This is a genomic window from Brucella lupini (assembly GCF_002252535.1).
Taxonomy (GTDB): Bacteria; Pseudomonadota; Alphaproteobacteria; order Rhizobiales; family Rhizobiaceae; genus Brucella; species Brucella anthropi.
Window position 1 is genome coordinate 42182 of record NZ_NNRN01000048.1, and the last position, 17560, is coordinate 59741.

Genomic DNA, 17560 nt, shown 5'->3' on the forward strand with positions numbered 1-17560 from the left:
TTCGTGATCTGTAATATTAGGTGATTGACTATAACACGGTAGTCCGTATTTACAAACACTCGTGTATGTTAAATTGGCAGCACCGCGCGACAGCAAGGGCACTCCCATCATGACTTTGAACCGTTCCATTCGGCTTTTTGCGGCAGGGGCCGCATTTCTTGTCTTTGCGGGGCAACCCGTTCTGGCGCAGGCACCCGGGGGGGCTACACCGCCTCCGCCACAGGTATCCGTTACGGTGGTCAAGCCGCATGATGTACCTGTTACCTATGAATATGCGGCGCGTATCAGCGCCTATCGCGATGTTCAGGTCCGAGCGCGCGTGGGCGGAATATTGCTTCACCGCAATTTCATCGAAGGTACGGAAGTCAAAGCGGGCGACGTGTTGTTCGAAATAGACCCTGCACCGTATGAGGCCGAGCTTGAAAAGGCTCAGGCTCAGGTAGCGCAGGCCGAAGCGCAGTATCAGCAATCCATTCGGGATGCCGAGCGCGCAGAACAACTCGTCCAGCAGAAGGTGCAGAGCACGGCAGTTCGTGATTCCGCTTTTGCGACGCGCGACCTGAACAAGGCGGCGGTTGCTGCAGCCAAGGCACAGCTTCGCACCGCAGAACTCAATCTGAGCTATACCAAGGTCACCGCGCCCATCAGCGGCATTACCAGTCAGGAACAGGTCAATGAGGGCAGCCTCATCGGTACTGATGCATCCTCCAGTCTTCTGACTTCGATTACCCAGCTCGATCCGGTGTACGTGAATTTCTCCTTCACCGATACGGAAGCTGCCGAAATCGACCGTTTGCGCGCAGAACGCGGTGCAACGGGTGAAGATGCCGATCGCCTCAAGATCAAGGTCCTGTTTGGTGACGGACAGGCTTATGATCATGAAGGTACGATCGACTTCACCTCATCGTCGCTCGATACGGAAACAGGCACTCTTGGCGCCCGTGCAGTCGTTGAGAACCCTAATCGCCGCCTGATCCCTGGTCAGTTCGTCCGTGCGGTGATCCTCGGTATTCAGGTCAAGGATGCAATCACGATCCCGAAGGCCGCATTGCTCCAGGGTCCGCAAACGCAGTTTGTGTACGTGGTCAACAAGGACAATGTTGTCGAAGTGCGACCGATCACGGTGTCGCGTGAACTGAGTGACGCGTGGCTTGTTTCCGAAGGTCTCAATGCAGGCGAACGGGTTATAAGCGAAGGTCTCGTCAAGGCAGCCCCGGGTAAGCCCGTGAATCCGGTCGACGCAGCTACTGAAGCAAGCAATCAGACATCGCCTGACAAGGCGGGTGCTGAAGCTGGCAAAGAACAGGCGGCAGACAAGCAATGAATAGATTTTTCGTCGACCGCCCCGTTTTCGCGGCGGTCATTTCCATTGTGCTCGTGCTGGCTGGCCTGATCTGCATCCGGATCCTGCCGATTGCGCAGTACCCCGAACTGACGCCGCCACAGGTGGTCGTCAGTGCAACCTATCCCGGCGCAAGTGCCGAAACGGTGGCGCAGACTGTTGCTGCGCCATTGGAACAGCAGATCAATGGCGTCGAGAACATGCTCTATATGCAGTCCTCGAGCCTTGGTAGCGGTACGATGCAGTTGACCGTGACCTTCGCTCTGGGCACCGACCCCGATCAGGCCACCATCAACGTCAACAACCGCGTACAGCGTGCAACCTCGTCGCTTCCGCAGGAGGTTCAGCGTCTCGGCGTCACGGTGGACAAGCGTTCCACCACGATTCTGGGCATGGTCGCCATGTTCTCCGACAGCGATCGTTATGACCGCACCTACGTCGGTAACTACGCGCTGCTGAACGTGGTCGACGATCTCAAGCGTCTGTCGGGCGTGGGCGACGTGCAGCTGCTCGGCAATATTGACTATTCGATGCGTATCTGGCTGCGTCCAGACAAGCTGGCGCAGTATAATCTGACCCCTAGCGATGTCTCGACGGCTATCCAGGAACAGAACGCACAGTTCGCAGCCGGTCGTTTCGGCGATCAGCCCGATCCGCAGGCCGGGCCGTTCACCTATACGGCGACCACGCAGGGGCGTCTGCCGGATGCCGCTGCATTCGAGAACATTATCCTTCGTTCCAGCTCTAACGCCGCAACGCTGCGTCTGAAGGACGTTGCGCGCGTCGAGCTAGGCACGGAAAGTTATCTCGTCGACAGTAATCTTAATGGTACGTCTGCAGTTCCGATTGCAATCTATCTGCAGCCGGGCGCGAATGCGCTCAACACGATGGAACTCATTCAGAACCGTATGAACGAGTTGAAGGCGAGCTTCCCGGCGGGTATCGATTACTCGATCCCGTTCGATACGACGAAGTTCATCAAGGTCTCCATCGAGGAAGTGATACACACCTTCATCGAGGCGATCATTCTCGTCGTGCTGGTGGTGTTCATCTTCCTGCAGAACTGGCGCGCGACGCTCATTCCAATCATCGCAGTGCCGATCTCGATCATTGGCACTTTTGCGGGCATGTATGTGCTCGGCTTCTCCATCAACCTCCTGACGCTGTTCGGTCTGGTGCTGGCAATCGGTATCGTGGTCGACGACGCTATCGTGGTTCTGGAAAACGTCGAACGTATCATGACGACCGATAAACTGTCGCCGCGCAAGGCCGCCATCAAGGCCATGGGTGAAGTGACGGGGCCGGTTGTTGCGATTGTTCTCGTGCTTTGCGCCGTGTTCATTCCGGTTGCCTTCATGGGCGGTCTTGTCGGTGAAATGTACAAGCAGTTCGCCGTCACTATCGCGATTTCGGTGACGTTGTCTGGTCTTGTGGCATTGACACTGACACCGGCGCTCTGCGCGTTGATCCTCAAGCCGGGTCATCACGAGCCGATGCTGCCGTTCCGCATCTTCAACCGCTTCTTCGAGCGGGTGACGGACGGTTATTCTCGTGGCGTTCGCTTCTTTTTGAAGCGCGCTGCAATCGGTCTGATCATTTTTGCAGGCCTTCTTGGTGCTACATACTATCTTTTTGAACGGGTTCCGGGATCGCTGTTACCTGACGAAGATCAGGGCTACCTGTTCAGCGTTGCTGTCCTGCCTCCTGCGGCCTCGTTGGAGCGCACAACGGCGGTTCTTGATCAGGCGAGCGCGAATATCCGGAAAAGCCCGGCTGTGGAAAGCGTCTTCGCGGTATCCGGCTTCGATCTTCTGTCGGGCGGTCTGAAAACCAGTGCGGGCACGATGTTCATCATGCTCAAGGACTGGAAGGAACGCACGACACCTGAAACCGATGCCCGCAATCTTCCCGGTGCCATCATGGCCATGAATTCGGGCATCAAGGACGGGCTTGTGCTGGCATTCAACCCGCCTCCGATCATGGGCCTCAGCACGACCGGTGGCTTTGAACTCTATGTTCAGGATCGTACCGGCGGTGGTGTCGAATCGCTGACGCGTGCAACCAAACTCATCACCGAGGCTGCAGCCAAGCGACCGGAACTGCAGGGCGTGCGCACGACGTTCGATCCGAACGTTCCGCAATACGACATCCAGCTTGATCGCGAAAAGGCGAAGGCTATGGGTGTGCCGATCAACTCTGTATTCACTGCAATGCAGGCAACGTTCGGTAGTCTCTATGTCAACGACTTTACGCTGTTTGGCCGCAACTATCAGGTCAACCTGCAGTCGGAGGCTGAGTTCCGTCGTGATCCAAGCGATCTCAAGCATGTCTTCGTGCGGGCCAATTCCGGCAGCATGATCCCGCTTGATGCTCTTGTGACTGTCAAACGTATTGTTGGCCCGGATCAGCTTGAACGCTTCAACGCCTTCAATGCAGCGAAGATCACCGGTAATCCGGCACCAGGTTTCACCTCTGGCGATTCCATCAAGGCAATGCAGGAAGTGGCTGCGGAGGTTCTTCCGCAGGGCTACCAGATTGCATGGACGGGCTCGGCCTATCAGGAAGTAACCACAAGCGGCACAGGCACGCAGGCGATGATCTTCGGTCTCGTCATGGTGTTCCTGATCCTTGCGGCGCAATACGAGCGCTGGAGCCTGCCGCTCGCCGTCATTACCGCAGTGCCGTTTGCTATCTTCGGTGCGCTGTTGGCGACCGATCTGCGTGGGTTGACCAATGACGTGTATTTCCAGATTGGTCTGGTGACACTCATAGGTCTGGCGGCGAAGAACGCAATTCTGATCGTGGAATTCGCGGTACTCGAGCGAGAGACAGGCAAGTCCGCGATAGAGGCGGCAGCGTCGGCGGCCCGCTTGCGCTTCCGCCCGATTGTGATGACCTCGCTGGCCTTCATTCTCGGTGTTGTGCCGCTTGCGATCAGTACGGGTGCCGGTTCGGCAAGCCGTCACTCGATCGGTACGGGCGTTATCGGCGGTATGTTGGCTGCAACGTTCATCGCAACGTTCTTCATTCCGATGTTCTATAGTCTGATAGCGCGCAAGCCGCCGAAGCGGCCAGAGGATGAAGATGTGAATGAAACGACTGGCCCGAATGGGCAGACAGATATCTAGTCCGTTTCGAACTTCAAACAAAAGCCCCGCCGATAGGCGGGGCTTTTTTACATCAGTTAATGCTCATGCTTATCAGGCTGTACTCGCATTTCGTTGCGACATATCCCTCGAACCAAAGGGTGTGCGTGTTCTAAAACAGCGATGCGATACTCTGAACGATTGCCCAGCCCAGAAAAGTCGCTGGTACGCTAAGCGCTGCAAGCATGATACCGAGAAACACATAGGCGGCCTCATTGGGCGAGCGCTTTGTTTGTTCCGGAGTCTTGTGCCATTGGGCAGGAACGCCATCGAACATTGTATAAATCCTCCTTCTCCCTCAACTTGATTATTGATGAGAGGGTGATTTGTTCAAGTCAAAATAAATGCATGTATTTATTGATCTTATTCTGCTATAAGCGGCGCAATTCGCGGTGCAAGTTGTATAGTTATCACGCTTCTGACGCGATTTTGTTGAGCTATATATTTGATATGAAATATTTTTACTTTTTTACTGTAAGTATCGTTATATCGGAAATTTCAAGAATATCTGAAAATTCGTTTAGTGACGGCCCTTCTCTGCGTCAAAATGGCACGCAAAGGGCATCTCAGTTTTATCGATTCCATCCGTCTTGAGTTAGGCTCAATAAAAGCTGTTGGGGAAATAGCGCAGATAAAGCTCCGTTAGCGTGCCTTTCTGCTGCAAGGCCTGAAGAGCATTGTTGAAGGCACTGGCAAGGGGAGCGTTCTTCTGTGCGACCGCAATGCTGAGACCGGAGCCAAGATATTGCGGTGCGAGGTAAGCGCCGGCTGTAAAGCTGCAGCAAGTATGGCCTTCAGGACTATTCAACCACATTGAAAGTGACATGCCGTCGTGGAACACAGTGCTGACCTTGCCACTCTTGAGATCAGCGAGCATAAGAGATGCATCAGGGTAAGATTTGGCGATCGCCTGAGGAAAATAGCTTTTTAGCAGTTGCTCGTGGGCCGATCCCGCAATAACGCCAACGCTTTTACCTTTTGTGGCCGTAATTGCATCGTCATTAAATGCGCCTGCGTTGGTCGTCGCAAATCGCGCAGGCAATCGCATATAGGACCGCGAGAAAGCAAATTGACCACGATTCTCATCGGTTGGTTTCCATCCGGCTATGATGGCTTCTGCTTGTCCGCTAAGCAGTCGCTCCTCAAGCTCATTCCACGGCACAGCTTCAATCTGACAGACGTCGTCAACACCCAATTGACGACAAAGGGCTTTGGCTAGGTCGACATTGTAGCCGGAAAGCTGTCCCTGATCGCCAAGCATGTTGAACGGGGGGAAATCAACAGTTGTGAGGAACCTTAACCGATTGAGTGCCTGCAAGGACGGTAACGGCAGGCGTTCTTTCTGGTTGATGAAAGATGGAGCCTCTGGCTGTGCGTCTGAGGCCCAGGCACCATGGGCGCCACACGTGAATGCCAACGCGACGAGCAGTCTTGGAAGGTAGCGTTTCATGACCCGCTTTTGCCTTTTTCTCTATAATTTCGCGTTAACTGAGTTATCGAGTGACGAGCAATATTCAACGAAGGTTCAATAAAAATAAAGGTTGCAATTCCTTTTCAGTATATTACCTTCCGATTGCAAATTTTACCAGAATAAATACCTAATGAAGTAAATGGTAAAATAGTAAAGAATTGAATTATTAAAGCATAAAATAAGTAAATATAGGTATTCAGTAGTGCGGGGGTGCTATGAGTAATGGATCGATTGCGTTCGATCTGGAGATATGCAGTGCCATATCAGCCAGATTGGAACAATGTGGCGTGTCTAGAGATGCGTTGTTGGGGGCGTATAGTACGGCTACTCACCATGGAACATCTTTTTGTGTGGAATTGATTCAGCGAGGAGATGTTGCGGAATCGGCCATTTATGCAGCTATCGCTGATCTTCTGGGATTGGAATTCACAAAGGAGGCTTTACCGTCGCGCATTTTCGTATCGGGGGAGGAAAAGCCATCGGCTTTCATCGATGTCGGACAGGTTATGGTGCTCGGCGCAGACGGAAGTAGTTATCTCTACATTGCTCCGTCCGAAAATCGTATCCGAAAACTTCGAGATCATATTCTTGCGACACCGCAATTGAAGAGCCGAATTCGGATCTGTACGCCGACACTTTTGAAACAGATCATGCGGCAACGACATCAGAAGGATCTGATTGCGCGGGCTCATGAAATGACGCCGCAGTCGTTTTCAGCAGCGCGCGTTCTGGATACGCCACAGGCATTTATCATTGCCATGGCAATCTATGCGTTCTTTGCCTGCGTGTTTAACTGGCCGACGATGACGCTTCTGGTGCTTCATGTGGCGTTGTCGGTATTCTTCTTCGGATGCGTGATGATCCGTTTGTTCGCGGCTGTTTCGGGACGCCGGTTGAAGTTTCTCGAAATCAGGAAATGCAATCCGCGTGACTTACCGAACTATTCAGTCCTGGTCCCGTTATATCGGGAGCAGGAAGTGATCGGTCAGCTTATTACGAGCTTGAAACGGCTGAATTGGCCCGCCAGCAAACTCGATATCAAGCTTGTTTGCGAGAAGGATGATTTCGATACAGTATCGGCAATACGCCGTGAACGGCTGCCGTTGAATTTCGAATTGGTTCTCGTGCCGTCTGGCGGACCCAAGACGAAGCCGAAGGCGCTGAATTATGCATTGCAATTTGCGCGAGGCGAGATTGTAGCGGTCTTCGATGCTGAAGACCGTCCACACCCTGACCAGCTGCTGGAAGCATGGCAGACTTTTCAGGCTGAAGGCGACAAGCTGGCCTGTGTGCAGGCACCGCTGATTATCGGGAACTTCCGCCACAACCTGCTGACACGAATGTTCGCATTTGAATATGCAGCGCTTTTCCGCGGTTTGTTGCCGTGGCTCGCTTCGCGGGGTCTTGTCATTCCTCTCGGAGGTACTTCCAATCATTTTCGGCGATCTTGTCTGGAAGAAGTTGGCGGCTGGGATGCCTACAATGTCACGGAGGATGCCGATCTCGGGGTGAGGCTCGCCCGGTTCGGTTATCACATCGGCGTCATCACGCGCGGAACGATTGAGGACGCACCCGTAAACTATGATATCTGGCGTAAACAGCGAACACGCTGGCTCAAGGGCTGGATGCAGACATGGCTCGTTCATGGACGCCAGCCGCACAACACATGGCGTGAACTTGGCTGGTTCCGTTTTTCCGTCAATCAGATCTACACGCTAGGTATAATCAGTTCAGCGCTTCTGCATCCGCTCATGTTGGCCATGTTCGCGATCTTGCTGATCAGCATGTTATTCGGGCCTTTGACAACCCATGGCGTCTGGCTGTTGGGGATTGATGTAACGAATATTCTGCTGGCCTATCTTAGCTTCTATCTTCTGGGTGCAAGAACAATGGAACCAACGGAGCTGGGAGGATATGCCTATCTGTTCTCAATCCCGGTATACTGGGTGTTGATTTCAATCTCAGCGTGGCGCGCCTTATGGCAGCTGATGCGTGTGCCTCATCTGTGGGAAAAGACGCCGCACCAGCCAAGCCTGTTCTACATTTCCGCAGATGACGAGGTGAGGAATGTAGAGCCGCGTCCGATGATCGATTGATCCTCGGCTCCAATTGCCTGAAGGTCTCTTCCTTCATAGGGCAGCGTCAAAAGGATGCGCCGGATTGCAGCCAATCTGGCGCGTCGCTTGTCATTCGACCGAATGATCGTCCAGGGTGCGTAACCTGTATCGGTCCGTTCAAGCATGGTGTGTAGCGCGTCGGAGTAATCATTCCAGCGGGAGATTCCCGCCACATCCATCGGCGAGAACTTCCAGTTCTTGAGCGGACTATGGCGACGTTCATGAAAGCGCTTGAGCTGCATTTCCTGACCGATATCCAGCCAGAATTTGAAGAGATGAATACCGTCCGTAACGATCATGCGCTCGAAATCGGGTGTTTCAGTCAGGAAGGTTTCAAGCTGCGCCGGGGTACAAAAACCCATCACCCGTTCCACACCAGCCCGGTTGTACCATGATCGGTCAAACGTAACGAACTCGCCGGCAGTTGGAAAATGCGCGACATAACGCTGGAAATACCATTGACCTTGTTCGGTTTCGGTGGGCTTCGGCAAAGCAACGTTCCGCGCAGTTCTGGGGTTCATGAACTCACGGATAGTAAAGATTGTCCCGCCTTTACCAGCCGCGTCGCGGCCTTCGAAAACACTGATAACACGACCGCCAGTATCCTGAAGCCAGTATTGAAGTTTGACGAGTTCGATCTGAAGCCGCTCCAGCGTTTCTTCATATTCGTCCGACTTCATCTTGGATGGGTAGGGATATCCACCTGACTGCAGCGCATTATCATCGATCCATTTCGGTAGTTTCGGATCATTTATGTCAAACGAACGCGCTACACCGTCAATTTTCAGCTTGATTGGCTTGTCGGTCGGCTTCGCTTCGTCTTTTTTGTCTTTCTTTTTGTTAGCTGTCTTCGAACTGTCACCCACGGCAATTCCCTTTCGTTTATATCAAAGCATGATATGGGCTGTTTGGAAGCCACGTAAAGGACGTTCGAGCATTTCCGGATAAAGTCTATGCCCCAACCGCAGAAGGAAGCAGCATGAGCGAGGCAGGCAACCGCACCGATCCAGAACCACAGGCGGAGAAGTCGATTTTCGAACCGCTTCTTCGGGTCAAGGGTGTCTTGATTGCCAGCATGGTTCTCGCGGTCTGCGTGCTGGCTCTTGATCTCCCCTTCTGGTTTCGAGCTGGCCTCCTGGCCGTTGTTGTACTCGGCGCTGTGTGGCTCGCAAGCGAAGTTGCGAGCAGCGAGCCAGACGAAGAGCCGGTGAAGACAGCGGCACCCAACGAAATGGCGGGAGTGTCCGGCGAGCGTCTGGCCGATCTTCTGACCGATCCGATGGTCGTCTTCGATCATAGCGGAACTGTTCTATTCAACAATTCTGCGGCTCTGGAGGCGTTCCAGTCGCTGGAAACCGGCACAGCGCTCTACTTGCGGTTTCGAGCGCCGGAAATGCATGCTCTCATTCAGGGCGTGATTGCAGACGGCGAAGCGCGTAGTATTGAATATTTTGAGCGCGTCCCGATTGATCGCTGGTTCAAGGCGATGGTCAAGGCCTTGCCGGGTAAGGATGGCAGGCCTGAACTTTTCGTCCTGCTGTTCCGCGATCAGAGCGAAACGCGTCGCATTGATCGTATGCGTTCAGACTTCATTGCGAATGCAAGTCACGAACTGCGCACGCCGCTCGCCTCGCTTCGCGGGTTCATCGAGACGTTGCAGGGACCAGCTCGAAACGACGCAGCTGCGCGCGACCGCTTTCTGGATATCATGCAGAAACAGGCCGAACGCATGTCGCGCCTGATCGACGATCTTTTGTCCTTGTCTCGTCTTGAAATGCGGGCACATCTGGCGGTCAATGAATGTGTGGACATGACATCCATCCTCAATCATGTTGCCGACACACTGACGCCCTTGGCAGCCGGTCTCGATATCAGTATCGAGCGTCAACTGCCGGATCATCCCGTTACAGTCACTGGCGCGCGTGACGAGCTTATCCAGGTATTTCAGAACCTCGTCGAAAATGCCTGCAAATACGGGCAGGCAGGCAAGCGCGTCATCGTAAAACTGGACGAAGACAATAGCGGCAGTTCTGCTGAGGTGGTGGCATCAGTTCAGGATTTTGGTCCGGGCATTGCAGCGGAGCATTTGCCGCGCCTGACGGAACGTTTCTATCGGATTGACGTCGAAACAAGCCGGGCTCAAAAGGGTACGGGCCTTGGGCTTGCCATCGTCAAACATATCCTTGCACGCCATCGCGGTCGTCTGGTTGTTCGCTCGCAATTGGGCGAAGGATCAACTTTCACGGTGCGGATGCCGAAACGTACTGTGTAGGCTTTCTAACCAAACTTGCGCAGCACCCGCCATTTCAACGGGCGCAGCTTTTTGTAAAGCAAGGTTGAACGTATCCATTCCAGTGAACGGGCAAGAATGAGTGAGGTGCGTCCCCGAAGAGTGGCGGGGCGAATATAGTCGCGCAGGGGTATTGTCCGGTCGCACAAGCCGATTTTCCACCCCTCGTCGCCAAAGCCAAGATCGAAGCAGGCGTAGCCATCTGCTTTCAGCCTGTGCAAAAGGCGTAGAATTATCACTTTGCCGGGTGAAAATTTGCTCCATGTTCCGGCCTCGAAGGTTGTGATCATCGCACAGTAATGGTCATTGCGAACGACGCTCCACATGGTGGCCAATATTGTTTCCCCAACGGCAAGTGCTGAAAGATGCAGGCCATTGTGTTGAGCTAGCTGCTCGGTTGCTTCTTCGAAGAAGCGGCGCTTTTCAGGATGCGCATCGAAGCCAGGGACCATGGTTTCTTCAAAACGGCGCTGTTTCTGGCGTAGCATGACCTGCAGAACAGATCGTCGTTCCGCTTGGGTTTGCGCTATAAAGAACCGACATCCTTCCATCTTCTGAAGCGTGCGATCACGCTTCTTGATATTGCTGATACTCTGTATGGATCGCTCTATCTCATCCATCGGGCGCATCAGAGAAATCGCATGTGTCGATGCGTTAGAAAGCTTGTTTGCCAGTTGCCACAGTGGATTTGCGAAGCCTTCCACTCGCTCCGGCATTTTGCAGAATGCAATCACATCATGCGAGGGAACCGCTGCGACAACAGCTTCGAGAACGCGTGCGGTAGTGTCAGGAGAAAGTTTCGCTGCAGCTGGAAACACGATAGGCACGTTGTAGTCGCTCACACCGTCATCGATAAATCCCAGCACACGGGATCCGTAAATACGTGTGATTGAGAGCGGCAGAAAAAGAAGCGGGGTGCCGTCGTGCTGGCGAACCTCGGTCAAACATAGCTGTGTGCCGGGTCTGCGCCCGTAAGTTGCGTCCCATGCTCTTACGAAAGATTTGGTCTGGAACACAAAAAATGCGCTGCCGGTTTTGTCATCGGCATCTGGCCAGTCGCTGGATAGCTGTTCCGCGCTGCTATAGACCCGAATGTCAAAATCTTTGGTCAGCATAAATGTCTTTCAGGATTTCCTAAATTAGGAAACCTCAATTATTTGAGTACGCCGAATCTCATTTTATAGTTGAAGTGTTTAGTGGATTTGAAACCAAAGGAAACTATGAAATGCTGGCTTGATTGGTTCTGCCAATAGATTGCTAGGCGCGTGCTTTCTCCCAAATAGGTCAACGATGTCTGTTTCGATTATCATCAAAACTTTGAACGAAGAAAAGCGCATCGCCGAGGCTGTAGAGAGCGCTCTGAAGGCTTTGCCTGGCGGAAAAGTGGAAGTAATCGTAGCAGATAGCGGGTCCACGGATCGCACAATAGAGATAGCACAGTCTTATCCGATCAAGATTGTGCAGATCGAGCCTCCCGCGCGGGCCAGCTGCGGTCTCGGTCCACAACTGGGCTTTCAGTATTCGACGCAGCCCTATATCTGCCTGATCGATGGCGACATGACAATCGAGCCAGATTTTCTGCCGGCAGCTCTTGATTATCTCGACAAGCACCCGGATGTCGGTGGCGTGACCGGCCATGTCGTGGACCAGATTCTGGAAAGTCTGGAGTTCCAGCGTCGTGCGAAGCGGCATTCGCCGGAAGCGCGAACAGGTGACATCGACCGTATGAATGGCGGTGGACTTTACAGGCGCAGCGCGATCGAGCAGGCGGGATATTTTTCCGATCGCAATCTTCATGGCCATGAAGAGTTTGATGCGGGTGTTCGGCTGCGTAGTAAAGGCTGGAAACTCTATCGTCTGGATCGCCCTTTTGTGCAGCATTTTGGCTATACCATGAATGCCTATAAGCTTCTGGTTCGCCGGTGGAAAAGCAAATATCTGCGTGGAACCGGCGAGGTTTTGCGTGCTGCAATGGGGCAGGCACACCAGAAGAATTTGTTCCGTGAACTGCCGGAATTACGGCTTTGGGGCGCGGTTTATCTATGGTGGCTGGTGATCTTGGCGGCTCTCGTTTTCGTGCCGGGATGGCCGCTGGCAATTCTGGCGGCAGCCGTGATTGCGGCGATCCCGTTCGCGGCAATGTCCATTCGTTCGCGTAGTATCGAGCTTGGCGTCTACGCGGTGGTAGCATGGATATTTCATGCAGCTGCACTACCGCTTGGCTTTTTTCAGCCGCGCCGCAAACCAACCGACTGGATCGAAAGTAAGGTTATAAGGGAGCCTTGATGAAAATCCTGCGACTGGCCATATCCGTTTCACTTATAGGCCTCGCGATGTCCAACGCTGGTGCTGAGGAATGGCTTCCGGTCACAGAAAACAATCTCGAAATTTCCGATGGAAGCCCGCTCGATTTTTCGGGGTTTCTGACAAACATCCCCATTGAAGAGAAAAATCGTTTGATCGCAAATGCCGCCGGGCGTTTCGCAAAAGCCGACGAGCCTGACCAAACGATGCGGCTGCAGTGTGCCGCGATTGCCTGGGGGCCACCCTCATCTGGCGTGGTAGATCATGCCTTCATTGATCGATATGTGCGACAGCTTCGCCTGCACGGCTACAATATAGCTCGACTTCATTTTGTTGATGCCGACTTGATGCTTGGACAGGAGCGCGATTTCGATTTTCGTCCGGAAGCTCTCGACCGGATGCGTTACCTGATGGCGGCGCTCAAACGCGAAGGCATTTACTGGATCATCGACGGGCTTACCTCCGAAAGCGGCGCTTTGGGCGGGAAGGACACTGATCGTTGGGGACTTGAAGGCAATCTGAAACGCCGAACCTATGTGGACGATGCAGCATTTGATCACTGGCTGCGCTTCCAGAAAGAAGTCTACGCCACGATCAATCCTTATACAGGCCTCACACCTCTAGAAGACCCCGCACTCGCCCTCACCATTCCGTTCAATGAAAATGGTATCGAATTCACAAGCTTTGTGCACGAGCATGACGACGGGACCACATTTTGGCCCGGCTATCGTCCCGCGTTCAATGCATTTCTGAAAAAGCGCTATGCGAATACCGCTGCCTTGTCACGAGCATGGGGTGGTTTGGCATCCGATGAAAATCTGGAACAACAAGCCATCCAATTGCCTGAAAGCCGTAGCGGCGGCGGTAGACGGCTTCGGGATTTTCAGGCTTTCCTCGTTGAAAGTGAACGTTTAATGGCACAACGGATGGAACAGGGCCTACGCGGTCTTGGCTATCGCGGTCTTGTCGCCCCCTATAACAACTGGTTCACCGTCCAGACGGCTCTTTCAAGACAGAGCCAGAAAGCGTTGGTTGCCAATACCTATCATGACTGGATCGGAACCCTCAGCCCAGGAACGGAAATCAAGCATACGAGTTCGATTGCCGACGCTGCTTCCTATGTCAGCGAAATCGCTGTCGGGCGCTGGCTCGGGCGGCCTTTTCTTGTGACCGAGTACGAGCATCTGTTCTGGAACCGCTATCGATATGAAGCGGGTTTGGTGTTTCCGGCCTATGCCGCATTGCAGGGCTGGGACGGTATCTGTCGCCATGGGCAGGGGCCGCTAACGCTTGCATTTGATGAGGCAGCACCATTCCGCCAACGTATCGTTCCATACACTTTTGCCGTCGATCCTGTCGCGCGTGCGGGCGAAACGCTGGCGTCACTCCTGTTTCGTCGAGGCGACATCGAAACTGCCGATTTCAATCTACCGTTCATGATGCAGGGTGAGGCAAGCCTTGGTGAATCGCTTGAGTTTCGAGAATCGGCGCGACTGAAACCGCTGGCACTTGTTGGCGGGATCGGTCTTGCCACGAAAGAACTGGCCTGGCCGCAAGGCCTACAAAAAAAAGTCGCGGTCGATTATCGAAATGTATCACTCGATAACGTGTTGCAGCGTCTGAAAACGGCGGGTCTCCTTGCAGATGACAACGCGACCAATCCCTCGCAAGGCCTGTTTGAAAGCGCCACTGGTCAAATCCGGCTCGACCGTAACAAGCTGCGGATGCAGGTTGTTACGCTTAAGACCGAGGCCATTGCCTTTGCTGAACTGAAAGACCGCCTGACTTTGCGTGATCTATCCCTCGGCAATGCCGAGGAGAGGGGCTTGTTTGCTGTTTCGGCTATTGATGAGAAGCCATTGAAGGACAGTGAAAAGCTGCTGATAATTTTCGCCAGTGATGCCCGTAATACCGACATGCGCTTCCGCGACAAGGCGGAGAAAATCATAGAGGATTGGGGACGGTTGCCAGTCACTCTGCTGCGTAACCGGGTGGATGTGACACTGGCAGGAAATACTGTTTCATGGACACTCTCGCCAGTCGGTCTTGATGGGAAGATTCATGACAAGATAGCTGTCGGGTCTGGCCCCATTGCCTTCCGGCTGGACAATGGAGCTGGCAAAGCAGGGCCGACGACGTTCTTCTTGCTGGAACGGAAGCTTGCAGCTCAATAGAAATCCGTCGACAGCCTGCTCCAGCTTTCGCCAGCGAGCCCGCCAATAAAGATATCATTACGCTGAACGGCGTTCAGCATATCCGCGTTTGCTGTGGCTACACAAACGTTGGCTTTCAGACGAAAGAACATGATCGACTGTTGTGAGAGCGCATTGAGATAACGCGGATCGACCCGGCCTTGCGCTGCGACATGCCCTTCATCCTGCAGATGGAGCAGCATCGCATCGACGGCATGTTTTTCCATTCCGGCCTTGGCGAGGATGTTCAGAACTTCTGCAATGCCATTGGAGCGGACGTAGTAACAAAAAAAGCCGCTCGGACTGCCGGTGCGGTCGTTGATCGCACAAAAACGCAAGGTACCGGCAGCCTGATTGTCGGACGCCATCAGGAACAGCCAGTTGATGTCGCTTTCTGTCCAGGCTGGATGTGCCAAATAGCTTTGCAGGTAACCTGGAACAAGAGATATGGCTTCGTCTTGCGCAATTTCCTTCACATTCGCCCGGGGCTTGGCAGCTCTCATGATCGCAGGAATCGGAAAAAGCGGGTTGAGCATTCTGCCTACTGAGCTTGTTGCCCATCCGCCGAGGATTGGACGCCGTTCTGCAACGTAACTGGCCACATAGCTGGCAGCCCGGAATATGCGTGTCCATCCGAGTCCATGTGTGCCGAGTGTAATCCCCCCAATTGCTTCGGAATGTTTGAGGCTTACTGGCGCAGCACTGTCGGTGAAGTTGAGTATCTTTTCACTTGGACGCAAAGTGAGTGTCAATTCGGCGGCGCCGCGTGGCGACATTTCCGGTTTCATCATGAAAGCGCAAAGCAATCGCCCCATGATCGATTGACCATTGACCCTATAGGGAATGGGCAGAACCGAGATCGCGCTATCGATCTCACCGTGCTCGTCCTCATGGACCACGCTGCCAATTGCAGGGTCGTAGTAGGGGCTTTCAAAAAAGAACTTCTGAAAATACTGATCGAAAGTCTTGTTGCATGACTTTGAGTGTGGACGAAAAACTCGCTGGAACAGCGTGCGGACGGCAGGAATATCATCAATATGCATCGCGCGAACACGTCGCGACTTGATGTCATTTGCTGGTGTAGAGATGCGCGTCATCTAAGCCCCCGCCTGCTTGAAACCGCCTTTTTTCTCTTCTGCGTCACGACTCCGGCGAACGAGGTAGATAACGCATCCCCACGATGCCAACACAATACTGATTTCGATTACGTAAATAGCTGCGAAAGTTCCTGTGATTGGCGCATACCAGGTGGCCAGTGCCAGAAGCGGTGCACCAAGAATGTTGCCTGTGTTCAGGACCGCCGTGCGATAGCTGTGCTGGCTGGCTGCACCCAGAAGATCCACCGCTATCGACCATAGAGCAACAAACACCGTGATCCAGCAAAGCGTGCGGCAGAAGGAAACCAGCGTGTCGTATTCGCTGCCGAAGAGATAGGGCAGATAGGGCGCAATGATAAAGACGGCCAGCGATGTGAATATGCCGATTGCAATCGCGGCGCCGAGCAGGCGCATTGTAATCGGTAGCGCATGATGGATGCCGTTTGCGCTGGCGCGGGCCAGATGCGGGTAGACGAGACGGTTCATCGCCTCGACGGTCAATGTGCTGCTGTCGATGATGCGACGAGTGACGCCGTAGCTGCCAACAATGCTGGGAGTTACCAATGTTCCGAGAAGCAGAAGGTCGGCATTCTGGCGGACCGCCTTGAAGATGAACTGTGATGCGAACATCACTCCGAGCCGCAGTTCATCGCGCACGATTGTGTATTGCGGAAGACCGAGTCTGCGCAGGAACAAGGCATAAACCACGGCGACCAGCACATGAACCCCGAACTGCCAATAAGCCCATCCGACAACAGTGGATACGCCAAACACAAGGCAGGCGATTGTCGCGCCAATGGTGCGGGCAATGGCAAATCCGACGACGGAGAGATTGGCCGATACGAAGTCAGTATGCGCAATGTAAATTTGCTCGACCAGCAGGATAAGGCGCACCAACACAATATTGGTGACAAGTAGCAGAAAAAGCCCAAACAGGTTGTTTGTAAATTCTGGAGAGCCACTCAGCCAGAACGGCAATATCACCATTCCGGCGGCGACGAGGACAACGCCTGTAACTGCGATCAAAATGAGATTGTGGCCAAGCATTGCCGGATAGATCGCTCGATCCTGCGCCACGCGACGTACGAGGCATTCCGCTCCGCCCAGGCCGCAAATGAAGGTGGCGATGCTGGTAACGGCCATCACCGTCACGAACAAACCGAACTCGTGAGAGCCAAGATAGCGTGCCAGAATAGCGAATGTAAAAAGCTGTGCGATGTTTGCCGCAAAAAGGCTGCCGCTAGAAGCTGCGTAGGACAGTAATGTCGACCAATGGCGTTTCAAATTTTCATACCGAGTTTTCGGGCCGCTATGGCTCAGCGTGCTTCTGGAGGATCAAAGGCGCGCTTGGAACTTCAAGATAAGGTTATGACAGCGAAGAGGCTTCTTTTTCGTAAAGCTTCTGATGATGAGGCATATGCACTGTTTTCTCTTAGTCCCGAAGAACATGAGGTGCCAAGCATGTCGACCGAAATTTATCACAAACTGCAGGACTAAATGACCGTCATTTGCATTTTGGTGACACTCGTGCAGATGATTGCCTTTCATTAACCGAATTTTTTAATCTTTAAGTCTAAGGAAAATAGTAGCGCCATGTTTGC

General features: G+C 53.4%; 12 protein-coding genes. 6 read left to right on the forward strand and 6 right to left on the reverse strand.

The window, feature by feature from the left end:
• Nucleotides 1–109 precede the first annotated feature (109 nt).
• The gene (locus CES86_RS14720; RefSeq protein WP_010658198.1) at nucleotides 110–1324 is read left to right on the forward strand and encodes an efflux RND transporter periplasmic adaptor subunit; all 1215 of its coding nucleotides are present in this window, start codon (nucleotides 110–112) and stop codon (nucleotides 1322–1324) included.
• Complete coding sequence (gene bepE / locus CES86_RS14725; protein WP_010658199.1) at nucleotides 1321–4470, forward strand: multidrug efflux RND transporter permease subunit BepE; 3150 nt, start codon at nucleotides 1321–1323, stop codon at nucleotides 4468–4470. Before CES86_RS14720 ends, bepE begins: the two co-directional genes overlap by 4 nt.
• Before the next feature lie 130 nt (nucleotides 4471–4600).
• Here bepE and CES86_RS27520 read toward each other — a convergent pair whose 3' ends face one another.
• Together CES86_RS27520 and CES86_RS14730 are read right to left on the reverse strand one after the other, a co-directional pair.
• Nucleotides 4601–4765 (reverse strand): hypothetical protein, encoded by a 165-nt coding sequence (locus CES86_RS27520; protein WP_006466025.1) that lies wholly within the window; start codon nucleotides 4763–4765, stop codon nucleotides 4601–4603.
• A gap of 324 nt (nucleotides 4766–5089) precedes the next feature.
• Nucleotides 5090–5938 carry a transporter substrate-binding domain-containing protein gene (locus CES86_RS14730; RefSeq protein WP_094514773.1) on the reverse strand — a complete coding sequence of 283 codons (849 nt, stop codon included), beginning with the start codon at nucleotides 5936–5938 and terminating at the stop codon, nucleotides 5090–5092.
• A 236-nt stretch (nucleotides 5939–6174) separates the two neighbouring features.
• Here CES86_RS14730 and CES86_RS14735 point away from each other — a divergent pair, with 236 nt between their 5' ends.
• Nucleotides 6175–8055, forward strand: a complete 1881-nt coding sequence (locus CES86_RS14735) for a glycosyltransferase family 2 protein (protein WP_167387118.1) — start codon at nucleotides 6175–6177, stop codon at nucleotides 8053–8055.
• On the opposite strand, the gene ppk2 is transcribed toward CES86_RS14735, so the two are convergent.
• Nucleotides 7998–8942 (reverse strand): polyphosphate kinase 2, encoded by a 945-nt coding sequence (gene ppk2, locus CES86_RS14740; RefSeq protein WP_094514776.1) that lies wholly within the window; start codon nucleotides 8940–8942, stop codon nucleotides 7998–8000. The genes CES86_RS14735 and ppk2 overlap by 58 nt on opposite strands.
• Nucleotides 8943–9055: 113 nt before the next feature.
• Between ppk2 and CES86_RS14745 the strand changes: the two genes are divergently transcribed.
• Nucleotides 9056–10348, forward strand: a complete 1293-nt coding sequence (locus tag CES86_RS14745; protein ID WP_040129932.1) for an ATP-binding protein — start codon at nucleotides 9056–9058, stop codon at nucleotides 10346–10348.
• A gap of 5 nt (nucleotides 10349–10353) precedes the next feature.
• On the opposite strand, the gene CES86_RS14750 is transcribed toward CES86_RS14745, so the two are convergent.
• Entirely contained in the window at nucleotides 10354–11481 is a 1128-nt protein-coding gene (locus CES86_RS14750; RefSeq protein WP_094514777.1) for a GNAT family N-acetyltransferase, read from the reverse strand.
• Between the two features lie 175 nt (nucleotides 11482–11656).
• On the opposite strand from CES86_RS14750, the gene CES86_RS14755 reads away from it, so the two are divergent.
• The gene (locus CES86_RS14755; protein WP_012090696.1) at nucleotides 11657–12652 is read left to right on the forward strand and encodes a glycosyltransferase; all 996 of its coding nucleotides are present in this window, start codon (nucleotides 11657–11659) and stop codon (nucleotides 12650–12652) included.
• Nucleotides 12652–14844, forward strand: a complete 2193-nt coding sequence (locus tag CES86_RS14760; protein ID WP_094514778.1) for a glycoside hydrolase — start codon at nucleotides 12652–12654, stop codon at nucleotides 14842–14844. The genes CES86_RS14755 and CES86_RS14760 overlap by 1 nt, the downstream gene beginning before the upstream one ends.
• On the opposite strand, the gene CES86_RS14765 is transcribed toward CES86_RS14760, so the two are convergent.
• Together CES86_RS14765 and CES86_RS14770 are read right to left on the reverse strand one after the other, a co-directional pair.
• A complete protein-coding gene (locus tag CES86_RS14765) occupies nucleotides 14838–15959 on the reverse strand; it encodes a hypothetical protein (protein WP_010658207.1) in 1122 nt (373 codons plus the stop codon). The two genes, CES86_RS14760 and CES86_RS14765, sit on opposite strands and share 7 nt — an antisense overlap.
• The gene (locus CES86_RS14770) at nucleotides 15960–17243 is read right to left on the reverse strand and encodes a lipopolysaccharide biosynthesis protein (RefSeq protein WP_010658208.1); all 1284 of its coding nucleotides are present in this window, start codon (nucleotides 17241–17243) and stop codon (nucleotides 15960–15962) included.
• Nucleotides 17244–17560 lie beyond the last annotated feature (317 nt).

What these genes read in the sequence shown, in the direction of transcription:
- CES86_RS14750 (WP_094514777.1), bottom strand. Translation starts at nt 11,481, where the DNA reads ATGCTGACCAAAGATTTTGACATTCGGGTCTATAGCAGCGCGGAACAG.
- CES86_RS14730 (WP_094514773.1), bottom strand. Translation starts at nt 5,938, where the DNA reads ATGAAACGCTACCTTCCAAGACTGCTCGTCGCGTTGGCATTCACGTGT.
- CES86_RS14765 (WP_010658207.1), bottom strand. Translation starts at nt 15,959, where the DNA reads ATGACGCGCATCTCTACACCAGCAAATGACATCAAGTCGCGACGTGTT.
- CES86_RS27520 (WP_006466025.1), bottom strand. Translation starts at nt 4,765, where the DNA reads ATGTTCGATGGCGTTCCTGCCCAATGGCACAAGACTCCGGAACAAACA.
- CES86_RS14720 (WP_010658198.1), top strand. Translation starts at nt 110, where the DNA reads ATGACTTTGAACCGTTCCATTCGGCTTTTTGCGGCAGGGGCCGCATTT.
- bepE (WP_010658199.1), top strand. Translation starts at nt 1,321, where the DNA reads ATGAATAGATTTTTCGTCGACCGCCCCGTTTTCGCGGCGGTCATTTCC.
- CES86_RS14760 (WP_094514778.1), top strand. Translation starts at nt 12,652, where the DNA reads ATGAAAATCCTGCGACTGGCCATATCCGTTTCACTTATAGGCCTCGCG.
- CES86_RS14735 (WP_167387118.1), top strand. Translation starts at nt 6,175, where the DNA reads ATGAGTAATGGATCGATTGCGTTCGATCTGGAGATATGCAGTGCCATA.
- CES86_RS14745 (WP_040129932.1), top strand. Translation starts at nt 9,056, where the DNA reads ATGAGCGAGGCAGGCAACCGCACCGATCCAGAACCACAGGCGGAGAAG.
- CES86_RS14755 (WP_012090696.1), top strand. Translation starts at nt 11,657, where the DNA reads ATGTCTGTTTCGATTATCATCAAAACTTTGAACGAAGAAAAGCGCATC.